This window comes from Pusillimonas noertemannii, from assembly GCF_003096595.1.
Lineage (GTDB): Bacteria > Pseudomonadota > Gammaproteobacteria > Burkholderiales > Burkholderiaceae_B > Pusillimonas > Pusillimonas noertemannii.
In genome coordinates this window covers 43,750-59,339 of record NZ_QEKO01000003.1, presented here as the reverse complement: position 1 = coordinate 59,339, position 15,590 = coordinate 43,750, and the positions used below count along the sequence as shown (strand labels likewise).

Annotated in this window: 12 protein-coding genes and 1 tRNA gene; 5 read left to right on the top strand and 8 right to left on the bottom strand. The window is 62.8% G+C overall.

Going from position 1 to position 15,590, the window contains the following annotated elements; all coding sequences use genetic code 11:
• The first annotated feature begins 191 nt into the window (after positions 1 to 191).
• Complete coding sequence (locus tag C7440_RS11415; protein WP_017524723.1) at positions 192 to 1,421, top strand: spore maturation protein; 1,230 nt, start codon at positions 192 to 194, stop codon at positions 1,419 to 1,421.
• A gap of 42 nt (positions 1,422 to 1,463) precedes the next feature.
• Here the strand turns inward: C7440_RS11415 and rsmA are convergent, their stop codons facing one another.
• Genes rsmA through C7440_RS11400 form a run of 3 tightly spaced genes read right to left on the bottom strand, consistent with a single transcriptional unit; the run spans position 1,464 to position 6,152 of the window.
• Positions 1,464 to 2,243 (bottom strand): 16S rRNA (adenine(1518)-N(6)/adenine(1519)-N(6))-dimethyltransferase RsmA, encoded by a 780-nt coding sequence (gene rsmA, locus C7440_RS11410; protein ID WP_116518620.1) that lies wholly within the window; start codon positions 2,241 to 2,243, stop codon positions 1,464 to 1,466.
• A gap of 7 nt (positions 2,244 to 2,250) precedes the next feature.
• Positions 2,251 to 3,744 carry a peptidylprolyl isomerase gene (locus C7440_RS11405; RefSeq protein WP_026067984.1) on the bottom strand — a complete coding sequence of 498 codons (1,494 nt, stop codon included), beginning with the start codon at positions 3,742 to 3,744 and terminating at the stop codon, positions 2,251 to 2,253.
• Positions 3,741 to 6,152: an LPS-assembly protein LptD gene (locus C7440_RS11400; RefSeq protein ID WP_371743486.1), complete on the bottom strand. Its 2,412-nt coding sequence runs from the start codon at positions 6,150 to 6,152 to the stop codon at positions 3,741 to 3,743. Before C7440_RS11400 ends, C7440_RS11405 begins: the two co-directional genes overlap by 4 nt.
• A gap of 153 nt (positions 6,153 to 6,305) precedes the next feature.
• Here C7440_RS11400 and C7440_RS11395 point away from each other — a divergent pair, with 153 nt between their 5' ends.
• From C7440_RS11395 to C7440_RS11385, 3 genes are all read left to right on the top strand, one after another.
• Complete coding sequence (locus C7440_RS11395; RefSeq protein WP_017524727.1) at positions 6,306 to 7,340, top strand: aminoglycoside phosphotransferase family protein; 1,035 nt, start codon at positions 6,306 to 6,308, stop codon at positions 7,338 to 7,340.
• Entirely contained in the window at positions 7,340 to 8,023 is a 684-nt protein-coding gene (gene murU, locus C7440_RS11390) for an N-acetylmuramate alpha-1-phosphate uridylyltransferase MurU (RefSeq protein ID WP_017524728.1), read from the top strand. Before C7440_RS11395 ends, murU begins: the two co-directional genes overlap by 1 nt.
• A 159-nt stretch (positions 8,024 to 8,182) precedes the next feature.
• Positions 8,183 to 8,887 (top strand): DUF6776 family protein, encoded by a 705-nt coding sequence (locus tag C7440_RS11385; protein ID WP_017524729.1) that lies wholly within the window; start codon positions 8,183 to 8,185, stop codon positions 8,885 to 8,887.
• A gap of 56 nt (positions 8,888 to 8,943) precedes the next feature.
• Here C7440_RS11385 and C7440_RS11380 read toward each other — a convergent pair whose 3' ends face one another.
• The 3 genes from C7440_RS11380 to C7440_RS11370 form a co-directional block, all read right to left on the bottom strand.
• The gene (locus C7440_RS11380; protein ID WP_040549121.1) at positions 8,944 to 9,471 is read right to left on the bottom strand and encodes a DUF421 domain-containing protein; all 528 of its coding nucleotides are present in this window, start codon (positions 9,469 to 9,471) and stop codon (positions 8,944 to 8,946) included.
• A 201-nt stretch (positions 9,472 to 9,672) separates the two neighbouring features.
• Complete coding sequence (locus C7440_RS11375; protein ID WP_017524731.1) at positions 9,673 to 11,643, bottom strand: PhoX family protein; 1,971 nt, start codon at positions 11,641 to 11,643, stop codon at positions 9,673 to 9,675.
• A gap of 106 nt (positions 11,644 to 11,749) precedes the next feature.
• Positions 11,750 to 11,998: a hypothetical protein gene (locus C7440_RS11370; RefSeq protein ID WP_017524732.1), complete on the bottom strand. Its 249-nt coding sequence runs from the start codon at positions 11,996 to 11,998 to the stop codon at positions 11,750 to 11,752.
• A gap of 163 nt (positions 11,999 to 12,161) precedes the next feature.
• Here C7440_RS11370 and C7440_RS11365 point away from each other — a divergent pair, with 163 nt between their 5' ends.
• Positions 12,162 to 12,641, top strand: a complete 480-nt coding sequence (locus tag C7440_RS11365) for a hemerythrin domain-containing protein (protein WP_026067986.1) — start codon at positions 12,162 to 12,164, stop codon at positions 12,639 to 12,641.
• A 416-nt stretch (positions 12,642 to 13,057) separates the two neighbouring features.
• Here the strand turns inward: C7440_RS11365 and C7440_RS11360 are convergent.
• Positions 13,058 to 13,133: transfer RNA gene (locus C7440_RS11360), tRNA-Lys, on the bottom strand.
• 133 nt (positions 13,134 to 13,266) lie between these two features.
• Positions 13,267 to 15,474 (bottom strand): glycoside hydrolase family 31 protein, encoded by a 2,208-nt coding sequence (locus C7440_RS11355; protein ID WP_116518618.1) that lies wholly within the window; start codon positions 15,472 to 15,474, stop codon positions 13,267 to 13,269.
• Positions 15,475 to 15,590: the final 116 nt, after the last annotated feature.

Here is a 15,590-nt window from a genome sequence, read left to right as displayed (position 1 = left end):
CGACAATCAGAGATATTTCATTATCCCTCATTCGCGCCGGCAGGCACCCGTGGCGTTGCGGGCAGGCGACCGTGCATCCCTGAACACCGGACGATCGTGGCGGTCCGCTGAAGTAAACCGTGCCCGGCGGGAAAGACTCTGCGACAATCCTGATATTTGACCGCACGCGCGCCGAACTTCATCTAACGCCCATGCTCAACACCCTTTGGTTCGCATTCTTCATCGTGGCCCTGCTGGCCGGCCTTTACCAATGGATCTTCCTGCACGATCCCGAGGTCTTCTCGCGCATTGTCCTGAGCCTGTTCGACATGGCCGAACTCTCGGTCGAACTGATGATATTGCTGTTCGGCACGCTGACACTCTGGCTGGGCTTCCTGCGCATCGCCGAAGGCGCAGGGCTCGTACAGTGGCTCTCGAGAATCCTCTCGCCGCTGTTTGCGCGCCTGATGCCGGGCGTGCCCCGGGGGCACGAGGCAATTGGCCTGATCACCCTGAACTTTGCCGCCAACGGCCTAGGGCTCGACAACGCCGCCACGCCCATAGGCTTGCGCGCCATGCATTCACTGCAGACGCTCAACACCGAGCCACGCACGGCAAGCAATGCGCAGATTCTGTTTCTGGTGCTGAACTCCTCTTCGCTGACGCTGCTGCCCGTCACCATCTTCATGTACCGGGCCCAGCAAGGCGCCCCCGATCCGGCCATGGTGTTCCTGCCCATACTGCTGGCCACCTCGGCCTCGACGCTGGCCGGCCTTCTGTCCGTGGCCTTCATGCAAAGGCTCAAGCTTTACGATCCGGTGGTGCTGGCCTGGCTGGGCGGCGCGGTCGCTATTCTGGGCGGCTTCATGGCCGTCCTGGCCACGCTTTCGGCCACCGCCATCAGCAGCCTGTCTTCCCTGATGGGCAACCTGACGCTGTTCGGCATTATTGCGGTGTTCCTCATTGCGGGGTATCTGAAGAAAGTGCCCGTGTATGAAGCCTTCATAGAGGGCGCCAAAGAGGGTTTCGACATCTCCAAGAACCTGCTGCCCTATCTGGTGGCGATGCTGTGCGCCATCGGCGTGCTGCGGGCCTCGGGGGCCCTGGATGCGGCGCTCGACGCCCTGCGCTGGGCCGTGCACGGCGCGGGCTGGGACACGCGCTTCGTGGACGCCATGCCCACGGCGCTGACCAAGCCCTTTTCGGGCAGCGCGGCGCGCGCGATGCTTATCGAGACCATGCAGCACTTCGGGGTCGACAGCTTCCCCGCCCTGCTGGCCGCCACCGTGCAGGGCAGTACCGAAACCACCTTCTATGTACTGGCCGTTTATTTCGGCGCGGTCGGCATACAGCGTGCGCGCCATGCGGTGGGCTGCGCCCTGCTGGCCGACCTGGCGGGGGTGCTGGCTTCGATCGGGGTGTGCTACTGGTTCTTTGGCTGAAGCCCCGCCTGGCGGCGGCCGCGCCCGCGGACGCCGGCTGCGCTATATGCCGGCTTCGTGTAAATGATCGGCCAAGGCAATGAACTGGCCCACCGACAGTTCTTCGGCGCGAGCCGTTTCGGGCACCCCTACGACGTCCCAATCGACGAGCTTGGCCCAGTCTCCGAGCCCCTTGCGCAGCATCTTGCGACGCTGGGCGAATGACTTGGCCACGACCCGGGCAAAACCCGCCGGGTCTTTTGCCTGCGGGCGCCCTGCCCCAAGCGGCTTCATCCTGACCACGGCCGACACGACGCGCGGTGGCGGATCGAAAGCCTCGGGAGGCACATCGAACAGCTTGACCATGTCGTAGCGCGACTGCAGCATGACCGATAGCCGGCCATAGTCGGAAGTGGCGGGCTCGGCCACCATGCGGTCGATCACTTCACGCTGAAGCATGAAGTGCTGGTCGATCACCTGCTCGGCGCTGTCCATCAGATGAAACAGCAAGGGGCTGGAAATGTTGTAGGGCAGATTGCCCACGATGCGCAGCGCGGTGCCCAGCTGGGAAAAATCGACCTGCAGCGCATCGGCCTGCACCACCGAAAGCCTTTCGGGCGAGTGCTGGCGCAGCAGGCGGGCCGCCAGGTCGCGGTCGATCTCGACCACTGTGAGATGGTCAAGCGCCTGCAGCAGCGGGCCGGTCAGGGCCGACAGGCCCGGCCCGATCTCGATCAGCTTGTCGGACTTCTGGGGCGCGATGGCCCGCACGATGGCGTCAATGACGCCTTCGTCGACCAAGAAGTGCTGGCCGAAGCGCTTGCGGGCCTGATGCTGCGCCATGCGAAGCCTAGCGCGGGCGCCGGCTGGATTGCGGATCGAGCCGGTTGTCGATGTAGGCCTGCCCTCGCAGCTGGCTGAGCCAGTCTTCGAATGCGGGCTCGACCCGGCGCTGGAAGAGAATCTGTCGCGCTTGCATGCGGCGGTACTCGTCTTCCATGTCTTTTTCGCGCCGGTCATCAACACGAATGATGTGCCAGCCGAACTGCGACAGGACGGGTGCGCTGATCTGGCCCGGCTGCAGGGCGTTCATTGCCTGCTCGAAGGCCGGCACGGTTTCGCCCGGGTTCAGCCAGCCCAGGTCGCCGCCCTGGGGCGCCGAAGCGTCTTCGGAATACAGCCTGGCCAATTCCTCGAAGTTCTCGCCCATGGAAAGGCGGTGCTCCAGCTGGCGCGCGCGCTCGCGCGCGCGCTGCTCGGACATGGCCGGCGTAATCTTGATGAGAATGTGGCTTGCATGCGTCTGCGTCACCATCATGGGCCCTTCGGGCATGGGCGCCTGCTGCGACGGGGCAGCGGCGGCCGGCGCCTGCGCCTGGGCCGGCTGCTGCGCCTCTTGGCCCCGCGTTACCACCTTGAGGATGTGGAACCCATTGCCACTTTGGACAATGTCGCTGACGCCGCCGGCCTGCACCCCTTGCGTGGCTTGCAGGAAAAGGTCGGGCCAGCCCTCGGGCGGCCTGACGCCAAGGTCGCCGCCCTGCAACGCTTCGGGGGCATCCGAAGAAGAAGCCGCCAGGCTTGCAAAATCGGCCCCCGCCCGCAGTCGGGAGAGCAGTTCTTCGGCCTTGCTGCGCAGGCGCTGCACCTCGGCGGCCGAGGCGCCTTCGGGAACGGCGACCAGGATCTGCGCCAGGCCCAGGACGCTGGGCTGCGCCTGTTGAGCCTGCTGGCCTTGCTGGGCCTGGCCGCGCTGGTTCAGCGAGCCGAGGCCTGACCGCCGCTGCTGGGATTTCAGGAAGGCGTCGACGTCGGCGTCGGAAATATGAATGTTTCTGTCGACGGTGCGCTGCCGCAGCTGGTCGACCATGACTTCATGGCGCAGGTCCTTGAGATAATCGGCCCACGACACACCCGAACGCTCGATCTCGGCGCGCAACTGCTCGGGCGTCATGCGGTTGCGCTGCGCAATGACCGCGGCGGCCTGCTCGGCGCCGGCGTCGGTTACTTCTATGTTCAGGCGCTCGGCTTCCTGGCGCAGCAGTTCGTCGCTGATCATGCGCTGCAGAACCTGGCGGCGCAAGATCTGCCGGTCGGGAACGGCGATGTTCTGCTGCTTGAGCTGCGCTTCGGCCGTCCGGACCTGGGCGTCTACCTGGCGCAGCGTGATGACCTGTTTGTTGACCACCGCGGCGATGCCGTCGACGGCCTGGTGTTCGGCGGCGTTCTCGGCGGACGGCTGTTGTCCGGCGGCCGTCTGCTGGGCGGCCGCGGACGCCGAGACACCCAGCAGCACAAGCAGCAAAGACGCAAGCCGGCGCGTCGTGTACGGACTACGCATTATTCGTACCTCTCGAATGTGGTTTTTTCAGGTATGGGAGGGGTGACCGTTTGATAGCCATAGATGGTGCGGGACAACATGCCCATTGGATCGGTGCCTAGCGAGCCCAGGCCGCTTAGCTCAAGCTGAAAGAACACCGCCGTGTTGGTGTCCTGCTCGGACACCGCATAACGCTGGTAGACGACGCGCGCCGCCCAGCAGCAGTCTCCACGGTATTCCAGGCCCAGCACCGACTGTGTGGAGCGCTTGTCCTGCAAAGAATAATCGACGCGGCCCAGTGCATACAACTTGCTGTGCAACGGCCACTGGCCGTACACCGAGATCTGCTCCCGGCTGCGATCGACATACCAGGACTCGTTGACGACAGAGGGGTTGCTGATCTGGCTTGGATCGCGCTCGTAGCGGTACGAGGCGGCAAGCATGGCCAGCCGCTGAGGCCGCCACCTGAAGCCGGCCGACATGCGGTTGCGATCGCGGTTCTCGGGGTTGAACTGCGCGTCGAACCGCACGTCGAGTTTATCGGTAAGGGCGGCTGTTGCGCCCACCAGGTAATCGGACTTGGTGTTGGTGCGCGGGCGGGTGCCCGGCAATGTCACCTTCTGGTCTTCGAAATAAATGCGCTGGGCCGCCGACAGCGACAGGCGCTCGAAGCCCGTGTCTTCGTCGAGCCAGCGGGTGGTCAGGCCCACGGTGACCTGGTTGGCGTTGGCAATGCGGTCCCAGCCGCCGCTGAACAGATTTTCGTCGAAGGCCTGTGAAAAATTGAAGGTGGCGATGCTGGTGTCGAATACGGGTATCGCCGACTGGTCGCGATAGGGCACGTACAGGTAATAGATACGAGGCTCGAGGGTCTGGATGGAGTTGTTTCCGAACAGCGTGGTTTCGCGCTCGAAGGTCATGCCCGAATCAAGCGAGAACAAGGGCACGGCGCGCGATTGCGTGTGCGGGGTGCTTGGGACGATGCCGGTGATGGGATCACGGGCCAGGGTGAAGCCGTTCCAGCTGGTGGTGTACTGGCTCAGATGCAGCGCGGCCTTGGGTGTCAGATACCAGCCAGGGCGCACGATGGGGTACGAAATAGAGTTATACGAGCTAAGCCGCGTGCCATCGTATGCCTGATACGGGAAGGTGGGCCTGCTGTCCAGATTCTGGGCGGGAAACATGTCCACCACGCGCGACCTGAACTTGGGCATCGTGAACTTGGTTGCGTAGTTGTCGGTCGCCACGTCGAAGCCGCCCCAGTTGTAGCGCGCACCGCGCACATAGAATTCGGGAACCTTGTCGAACTGCGGGCGGCGATAGGTGGACGTGCGGTCCTGCAGGGTCTGGTAGGTATACGTCTGAAGATATGCCCGCCAATACGGGGAGCCGCTCCAGTTCAGCCGGGCGATGCTGGGAAGCGCATCGATCGTGGCTTCGTTCAGCCCGAAGGTGGTGAAATCACGAAAGTAATCGTCGTCCGACACACGGCGCACGTCGAAATAAGCGCTGAAGCCGCCGCCGAGGCTATGGCGATGCTGCCACCAATACATCCAGCGCCTGTCGTCGGTTAGTTTGTCGCGGTTCAGGTAGGTGCCCGACAACTGGCCGTTGTAGCCGCGCCCCAGGTAACGGAATTCAGCCCCCAGCTGCAAGCCACGCTTGGCCATGTAGCGCGGCGTTACCGTCAGGTCGTAATTGGGCGCCAGGTTGAAGTAGTACGGCAGCGTGAACTCGAGGCCGCTGTTGCTGGAGCCGCCATAGGTGGGCAGCAAGAAACCCGACTTGCGCTCTTTGCGCAATGGAAACGACAGATAGGGCGAGGCCAGGATGGGAACGCCCTTGAAAAACAGCACGGCATTGCGCGCCACGCCCTCGTTCTCGTCGAAATCAAAGTCGACCTTGGGCGAAGTAATGTACCAGGGCGGGTTTTCGCAGGGGCAGCCCGCATAGCGGGCCGAATTCAGCCGCATCTGGCTGCGGCTGAAGATCTCGGCCCTTTCAGCCGTGCCCGAGCCGCCATCGGCGCCCAGCCAGAAATTGGGGTCGTTGACCTCGCCGGTTTCGGCATTGACGTTGTAGCTGAGCTCGGGGCCGCGCACGATGTTGCCGTCGCGCATGATCAGGCCGTTGCCCCGCACGTTCACCTGGCCTGTTTCGCGTTGATAGTCGATATGGTCGCCCTTGACGACGGAATCAATGCGCCGCACCTCGGCGTCGCCGGTCAGGATGACCTTGCCGTCTTCGTCGGTTTCCATCTTGTCGGCGATCAGGAAGGACGTCATTTCGTCCTCGCCCAATTGGGTATGCAGCCTGAGCTTGGGGGAGACGATCAGCGCGCCCACCTCGGACGGAACGGCGGAGGCCTGCTGGGCCTGAGCCGTCGACACAAGGCCGAACATGAGAAGGATTGCCCACCAGACCGCACGCACGAGTACTTTGCCCCTTAAAACAGACCTTATTTTGGCATAAAGCCGATGTCGAAATAACCGGCAGCCAAGTATTATAGAGAAGCCGCACTCCTCGCGTCCGGAATTGGCGGCATAATTATTTTTTCATTCATACGCCGAACCCAGGATACCGCTTTGAACCCCAGCGAAGACTCTCGCCTCGATGCACTGAAACACTGGCTCGCCTCTCTGGCCGACGAACACGGGCTCGACCTCGATTCGCTGCGCCCGGCCTCCAGCGACGCCAGTTTTCGCCGTTATTTCCGGCTCGAAGGCCGGAAAGGCAGCGTCATCGCCATGGACGCCCCGCCCCAGCACGAAGATTGTCTTCCCTTCCTGCTGGTGGGTGAAAAATTGCGGCAGGCGGGCGTAACCGTACCCCAGGTATACGCCCGCGACATCGAGCAGGGCTTCCTGCTTCTCTCTGATCTGGGCCGGCAAACCTACTATCAGGCTATCACTCAGGGGCTGCCCGACGCTACGCTGCAAACGCTTTATCGCCAGGCCATCGCCACTCTGGTGCGCCTGCAACACGCCGACGCGACCGGGCTTCCCGCCTATGATGAAGCACGTCTGCTCGCCGAACTCCAGCTCTTTCCCCAGTGGTATGTCGAAAGGCACTGCCAGGCCCAGCTCAGCGACACCGAGCATGCCATGCTGCAGCGGGTGTTCGCGGCACTGGCCCAAGACGCCGCCGCCCAGCCCGTGGTGCTGGTGCACCGCGACTTCCATTCGCCCAACCTCATGGTGGCCGAGCAGCCCGAAGGCGAACCCGGCGTCATCGACTACCAAGACGCCCTGATCGGGCCCATCACCTACGACCTGGCCTCGCTGGTAACCGACGCGCGAACCACCTGGGAAGAAGCACAGCAACTCGACTGGGCCATCCGCTACTGGCAGGCGGCCCGCGCCGCCGGCCTTCCCGTGCCCGCCGACTTCGCCGATTTCCACCGCTCGTACGAATGGATGAGCCTGCAGCGCAACCTGCGCATACTGGGCGTATTCGCACGCCTGTCCCACCGCGACGGCAAGAACCATTATCTTGAGCATATCCCACGGGTCCAGGGCTACGTCAGGCAGGTTGCCGGGCGCTATGGCGTCTTCGCCCCCTTGCTGCGGCTGCTCGATCGCCTCGAAAACCGCCCCGTCTCCTACGGATACACATTCTGATGCGCGCCATGATACTTGCGGCGGGCCGCGGGGAACGCATGCGGCCGCTTACCGACACCCTGCCCAAGCCCCTGCTCAAGGCCGGCGGCAGGTCGCTGATTGAATGGCATATACAGCGCCTGGCCCAGGCGGGCATCGACCAGCTGGTCATCAACCATGCCTGGCTTGGCCGGCAGATCGAAGATGCGCTTGGCGACGGCCGGCGCTACGGCGTGCACATTTCGTACTCGCCCGAAGACACGGCGCTCGAAACCGCCGGCGGCATCGCCCGGGCCCTGCCGCTGCTCGGGCCCGAGCCTTTCCTCGTCATGAACGGCGATGTCTGGTGCGACTGGAATCCCGCGTCCGCCGCTCCCTTGGCCGCCGCGCTGCAATCCCGCGATATGCTTGCCTGGCTGCTTCTGGCCGACAACCCTTCCCATCATCCCGACGGCGACTTCTCGCTTGGCGCAGACGGCCTGCTGGCCGAGCCCCGTGCCGGCGATACACTCACATTCACAGGCATAGGCGTATACCACCCCAAGCTGTTCCGTGAGGTGGACGCCCACCAGCCGGCGCGCCTGGCCCCGCTGCTTTACCAGGCCATACAGCAAGGCCGGGTCATGGGCCAACATTACAATGGCCATTGGACCGACGTGGGCACCCCCCAAAGGCTCGCCGAACTGGATGCCTCTTTGGCGTAACGCCATTGCTCTAGAGGCGCCCGAACGTTACAACTTATACCAAAGCGCAACCAGTCCCTGCGAAACAGCGGCAGTGCAGCCTCGCCAAGTTATGCTTTATAGTTTTTCGAATCATTCACTTGCTGCGGTTTCCACGGCCTGCATCACGGACTCTTCAATATGGCCCTATTCTCTTCGAACAAGCGCGTCGTCTTCCAACCCACGGCATACGGCAGCACACGGCGGCGGCGGCGCGTGCCGCGCTGGCTGGTGCTGATCCTGACCGGCATCGTGCTGGGCGCCGGCGGCCTGCTGTTCCTTCAAAAAAGCTATGGCCCTCCGCGCCTGACCGCCGAAGAGTCCGAACGCCTGCACCAGGACCTGAACAGCGCCAATATAGACAAGCAGCGGCTGCAGTCCCAACTGGCCCAGCAAACCCGCGATCTCGAAGAAACACGCAGCGCCCTGTCCAGCCATGACGACCGCCTGGCGCAGCTGCAGGGCCGTGTATCGTCGCTGCAGGAAGACATCCAGATGCTGGTCAAGGACATTCCCCCCGATCCCCGCGGCACCTCGCCGGGCATACGCGCGGCCGAACTCACCAGCCAGGCGGGCACGCTCAATTATCAGGTCCTGGTCATGCAGGACGACCCGTCGGCGGCCACCTTCGAAGGCCGCATGACTTTCGTCGTCGAGGGCCGCTATCCCAACGGCCGAAGCAATACCATCACCCTCGATCCGATCGAATTCAATGTCGATCATTATCAATACGTCAAGGGCAGCGTGCCTTTGCCCGACGGCATGACCGCCCGCCTGGTCACCATACGCATCACGCAAGGCGAAAGCACGCGGCTCAGCGCCACGCGCACCATCCGGGTGCGTTAAGTCCGCAAAAGCCGGGCCGGCAGCCGCCGCCTGCCGGCCGGCTTCCCGTCCAGGGCCTAGTGGTCGGATTCGGCCAGCGTCGACGATGCCTCGGGCGCATCGGGGCCCACCTTGATGACGCTGAACTGGCCGTTAGACTCCAGATAGGCGCGCTTGACTTCCGTGATCGATTCGATGCCCTTGAGCCTGAGCTGCTCCATCAGTTCACTACGGCCGACATGCTCGTGGCGCAAGCCCGCCCGGATGATCCGACCATCCCGTATCAGGCAGACGCGCGCGGGTTCCAGCAATCTGTGGACAAAAGGCGAATAGTAGGCGGCGCGATCCAGCACCACGCTCCAGGCGACGATGGTCGCCACCACGGTCAGCCCATCGGTGAGCGAAGGCGAGCCGCCGGAAAGAGCGTTTCCTACAGCATCGGCCACCAGCACCAATACCAGCAGGTCGGCCGTGCCCAGCGAGCCGATTTCCCGCCGCCCCGCCAGCCGCAAAAGGATCAGAACCACCCAGTAGACGGCAGTACCCCGTACCACCATCGCCAGCATTCCTTCCTGCAAGGCGAAGATTTCACCCAGATCCGGCACAATTGACCTCCCGCCATGACACGACTGCCTGCGAGAGGCAAGCAGCGTACCCGCCCATGGCCGGCGCGCAGGCCGAAGGCCCGCGGCGCCGAAAGCAAAGGGCCGGATCTTGCGATCCGGCCCGGGCAGAGCAGAGTCCACATTCTCGGCTTCGCCGGGTGGGTGGACGGTATAGACCGCCCCCCTTTCGGAGCCCAGGGTTCAGCTTCCGATCACCCCTCCGTCGTTCTTGGTGATGATGACGGTGGACGAGCGCGGCAGCGAGGTGCCGCCGTCCGGCCAGTGGCTGTCGCCGTCTTCGCCCGGATGCTGGATGTTGATGAACAGGGTCTTGCTGTCGGGGGTGAAGGCAATGCCCGTCACTTCGCACTCCTTCGGTCCGACGAAAAAGCGGCGGATCTCCTTGCTGGCCGGATCGGCACACAGCATCTGATTATTGCCCTGGCCTTCGTACTCGCCCGCGTTGCTGTAGTTGCCGTCAGTCTGGATCCACAGGCGGCCCTCCTGGTCGAAAGCCAGGCCGTCGGGACTGTTGAAGGTATTGTCGGCGGTGATGTTCTCTGAACCCGACTTCAGGTCTGCACGATCGGTGTACTTGACAGGGTTGCCCGCCAGCACAAAGAGATCCCACTCGAAGGTCGTGGCCGTTGCGTCCTCGCCGGCCTCGCGCCAGCGGATGATCTGGCCATAGCGGTTGGCTGCGCGCGGGTTGGCGTCGTCGGTTTCATCCTCGGCCCGGCCGCTGTTGTTGGTAAGGGTCACATAGACCTCGCCGCTGGTCGGATGAACGCTGACCCATTCCGGGCGGTCCATCTTGGTGGCGCCCACCAGATCCGCCGCCATGCGCGTCTTGATCAGAATATCGGCCTGGGTGGGGAAGTTGGTGTTGTCGGCCAGCAGTGCGGCATTGTCATTCTTGTCCAGCAATATCCACTTGCCCGTGCCCATGAAATCGCCGCTGGCCTCGCCGTCCTCGAACTGTGCGACATACAGCTTGCCGGAATCCAGCAGGGCCGAGTTGTCGCCGCCTTCCTTGAAGGTGCCGTCCGAAACGAACTTATAGATGTAGTCGCCGGCCTGGTCGTCGCCCATGTAGACGACAATGCGCTGGTCGGCGGCCAGGCGATAGGCCGCGTTCTCGTGCTTGATGCGGCCCAGGGCCGTCCGCTTCCTGGGCACGGAATTGGGGTCGAAGGGGTCGATCTCCACGATCCAGCCAAAGCGGTTGGATTCATTGGGCTCCTTCACATAGTCGAAGCGGTCGAAATGCTCCTCCCATCGATAGCCCGTCTCCTGGGCCGAAAGGCCATAGCGCTTTTGCGCTTCGTCGCGCTGGTCATTGCCCGACGTCGTGCCGAAGTAGTTGTTGAAGTTCTCTTCACAGGCCAGGTAGGTGTTCCAGGGAGTCCAGCCATTGCCGCAATTGTTGAACGTGCCCAGCACCTTGGTTCCGGTGGCGTCCTCCGAAGTCTTCAGCAGGTCGTGGCCGGCGGCCGGGCCGGTCAGCTGCATTTCAGTCGCGGCGGTGATGCGGCGGTTGTATTGCGAGTCGAGCTTGATCTCCCACTTGCCTTCGGCATTGCGAACGATGTGGATCACCGACACCCCATGGGCGTTGATGGCCTTCTGGGCCTTGTCGGCCGTCCAGGGCTCGGTGCCGCCCACACCGAACAGCCAGGGGTATTCTCCGCCGCTGGTGGTCGTGTATTCGTGATTCATCACCAGCAGGCCTTCGTCGCTGCTGCCGTTGATGGGAAAGAAATGGATGCCGTCGTGGTTGTCGCCGACCTGGCGCGCCTGGGCCGCCGAATCGTCGCTGCCGTCGCTCTTCCAGTCGGGATCGCCGGCAAACAAGGGCGTGCCCCAGGGAACGAAATGCTCGGCCGTGTAGCCTTCGGCAACCATGATCGTGTCTTCGGTGGAAATCGGAATCGCCTTGAAGCCGAGCAGCGAGCTTTCCGGAGGCGTTTCCGTTTCGCCTTCGCCGCTGCCGCCGCTGCTTCCGCCACAGGCCGCCAGCGGGCCGGCCAGGAACACGGCGGCCGACAAGCCAAGGCCGGACTTCAGAAAACCGCGGCGACTGCGCGCACGCTCGACGACCGCCTGAAAATGCTCGTTGGACGAAGTGTTGGTGGGCAGGTCTTCGGAATCAAGGACACGAATGTTTTTCATGTGGGGCTCAATAGAATGGCAACAAGGAGCACGCAGTATCCAACGTGCTTGTTGCAGTCTTATTAAGCCAGCCGAGTTCCGGCCCCGCGGTATGGACCCAGCGCGCCTATCGGCCGCGCAGCCTTGCCAAAGACGCCTTGTTCAGGCGCGCCGCCTCTTCTTCGGCGTAATCCCTTTCGCCGGACTCGTATTTTCCGTTGTACATGCAGCTGCTGCGGCTCCACCGGCACTCGCTGGGGCGTTCGGCATACGACGTTTCAGAAGATGCATCGCCGCCGCCCCACAACGAGCAGCCCGACACAAGAGCGACGAGAAACAAGGCAAAGCCATATCGGCTCAAGGTTTGAATGGCCATTTTCCTACCCAACAGAAGATGCTGTGGCCATTTTATAGGAGAGAAGGCGCGAGCGGCCAGATCGGACCTATATAAGAATAAGAAGGCAGGCGCCGGGGCATGATGTTTGCTGTATCCCTTGCCTGCCATCCGGCGTTTCAACCACCTGTCAAGGGAGATAGGCATGAATAAATCACAGATACCCGTCGCGCAGAAGGACGTGCTCAGTCTTTTGCTGGACGACCACAAGAAAGCCAAAAAACTGTTCAAGGACTTCGAGTCCGAGAAAAGCGACGCGGCGAAAGAGGAAATTGCATCAGAGGTCTGTATGGAATTGACGGCCCATACGACGATCGAAGAAGAAATTTTCTATCCGTTTTTGCGCAAGCAAAGCCCGGACGCTTTCGCAGACCTGTTAGACGAAGCACTGGTCGAGCACGCAAGCGCAAAGGCGCTCATCTCTCAAATCCAGAAAATGAGCATGAAGGACGAGCTCTATGAGGCAAAAGTGAAGGTGCTGGGCGAATACGTGGCGCACCACGTCAAGGAGGAAGAAGAGGAGCTTTTTCCTAAGGTCATTTCGAAGAAAATCGAGCTGCGGGAAATACTCGCACAAATGACCGAGCGCAAGAATGAACTGCTGCACGCTGTCGTAGCAGCGTAACGCCGCCCCCGCGGCAAGCTGGCGTGTTTCCTGGCCTTGGAATGGCGCAACCGCCAGACGCGGTAGCGTCCGTAAAGCAGCTTGCGGGCCTGCGTCAGCGGCGCCCGCGGAAACGGCGCTGCAGCTTATCTTTTGCCGTCACGCCAGATAAGCCAAGCCAGCAACCCCAGGCAGCTTACGCCAAAGAGATAAAGCTTGATGGATATAGTTGGGATGGCACTCATAGCGATCTCCTGGAATCACATCAAGCTAATGTTTGGTTACCTTTGTTAAGTGTAATCTTACAAAAAACAAAATGCCAGCCTCCAGGGGCTGGCAAAAGCATTTAAATCGGCTGGATAAGATTGGGCACGCAACGCGCCCCCTGCCCAAGAAAAAAACCGCATTGTCTGCGGCTTTGTTTCCTTTAGGTTTAATGGTGGGTTGGCCGGGGCTCGAACCCGGGACCAACGGATTAAAAGTCCGGTGCTCTACCAACTGAGCTACCAACCCGCTAAAAACCAAAGACCATAATTATGGGTGGTTTTTAAGGCGCTGTCAAGAAAGTGTTGGTGCAGAAAGTTCTACCCTACCTTGCCAGACTGGCTCTACCCGCTCACGGAGTAGAGCCAGGGACCCCGCCACTTCAGCGAACACGCGAGATGCGCACCTCGGCACCGCGGCGCTTGACCTCGAGCCCTTCGGAAGGAAGTATCTTGAGCCCCTCGAGTCCCTTGATATAGCTGGAGCCCTGCATCTGCATTACGCGGATCTTGTTGCGCATGACGACCGGGCTGTGCTCGGGCATGCCGAACATCCAGACTTCATCGAGGATGCGGGCCGAGTTGAACTCGCCCGTATGCTGGGCGGCGGGCCCCAGGCACAGCATGTGGCCCTCGCGGCCGAACACCGGCAGGCTGTCGAGTTCGACCTCGACGGAAAGCACGCTGCCGCCTTCGTAGCGCTGGCCCGTGCTCAGATCCCACCAGGCATCGCCGGCGGGCAGGTAGACCTTATGCTGGGTGCCGGGCTGCAATACCGGCGCGACCAGCAGGGCCGGCCCAAGCAGGTATTGCGTGTCCCACACATGGGCCATGACGTCGGCGGGGAAAGCCAGCGGCATGGAGCGTTGCACCGGCAGGCCCGTGCGCACGGCGTCTTCGATAATGCCTAGCACGTAGGGGATAAGGCGGTAGCGCCACTGCAGCCAGTGCCGCACCAGAGCGCGGGTTGCCTCGTCAAAGCCTTGCGGCAGCAGTTGCGGCAGGCCCTGGAAGCTGAAATTCGCCGAGAACACGGCTGCGGCAAGCCAGCGGGCATACAGCTCGGGGGTCATGTCGGCGGTGGATGCGTGGGCGCAGCCCACGCCATGCAGTTGCGCGGTGACACCGCTATTGCCCACGGCAAGCGCCGTACGGAGTGTGTGGGCCAGGCCCTGCCAGCTGTTGTCGACGCGAGGCGCCGCCTGCCAGGCATAACGCTGTACGCCGGGGAAGAGGTCGGTACTGAAGATGACGCCTTCTTGCGGTGTCTTATGGCCCGCCACGGCATCGAACAAGGCCTGGCGCGCCAGAAGCGGATAAATGGTGCGAAGCTGCGCGCCGGTTTCTCCGCCCCGGGCGGACACGCCGTCGGGAATGTCGAACTGGGCATCGCAGTCGGGAGCCCCCAGGCCCTCGTCAAAGACCTGGCGCTGCCGTTCTGCCCACAGCTTGTAGACATCTTTGTAGGTAAGGTCGAGCAGCCCGAAGGGCTTGCCCCCGCTGGCCTCGGAGCCGGCAAAGACATATGCCCCGCCGGAATCGTCGGCAAGCAGCCAGCCGCGGTCTTCCCATTCGTCGAACAACGGCGTGCCGGCCAATACACCGGGAAAGGACGGCGCCGCCACTTGCAGGTGGATGTCCTGGAAGCGGGTCAGCAGGGCACGCGGATCGGGCACCCGGCCCTCGTTCCACTCGAACACGGGCTTGTCGGCCTGGAAGCCATAGGCGGCGGGCGGCCCCAGCCTGACCGCGTCGAAGGCGAATTCATCGGCGCGCATGCGCTGCGCCGCGGCGTGCAGTTCGTCGATGGACTGCCCCGGAGCCTGATCCAGCCAGACCCCCATGGGCCATAGGCAGGGCTGGCCGGCCCTGCCTGTAAGGGCAGTGTACTGGTTGACGATTTCGCCGGGCTCGCCCGCGAACAGGAAGACGTCGAGCACCGCCGCATGCGAGGTAAGCTCGTAGAGGTCGGGGTCATGAGCCGCCACATCGTGCTCAACCCGCCCCAGGCTGTTCACATACAGGCCCCAGCCACGCGGGCTCCAGGCCAAAGGCAAGGCACGCGCCTGCGGGGAGTCGGACGCCAGGCTCTGGCCGCGACGATCGAGGTCGCCGGCGGTTTCACCCAGGCCGTATATGGAATCGTCGGCGTCAAGCTCGAAACAAAGCCGCCAGGCCGGGTCGGCCTGGACGTCGCCGTGCTGCAGCGCGGGCTCGCCCGTGCGCGCAAGGCATTCCTGGCCGCGATACAGGCCGATCTGTAAGGGCGCAACGGCGATTTCGAGCGCAATGTCGCCCTGTTCGAGACGCCACCCCTGCTTGCCGGGTATGGACGAAACGGCCAGTTCGCTTACAGGCTCCTGGCGCGCGAGCAGCATTTCGGCATGCGCGCGGGCCCTTGCGCTGGGCTTGTCGTTGTTAAGGACGGAGGCGGGCGCGCATCGCAGCCGGTATACGCCGGGCGCGGTCGCTTCTATTTCGAGCTGCAACTCGGAATCCTCGAAGGCGAACACCGCGTGGGTGGACTTCGCCGTCAAGAACTGCAGGGAGTCAAGTTGCGTCACGTGGGCAAGTTCAGACTTGGGCGGCACAGCGCAATCCTCGGCAATAGCCTGTAAAGCATTCAAAAGACATTATTTTGACGGATTTACGCTATAAAATAAAATGACTTCGCTCAGCGGGCTCCATTCGGGCTTCCGCAGGGCCT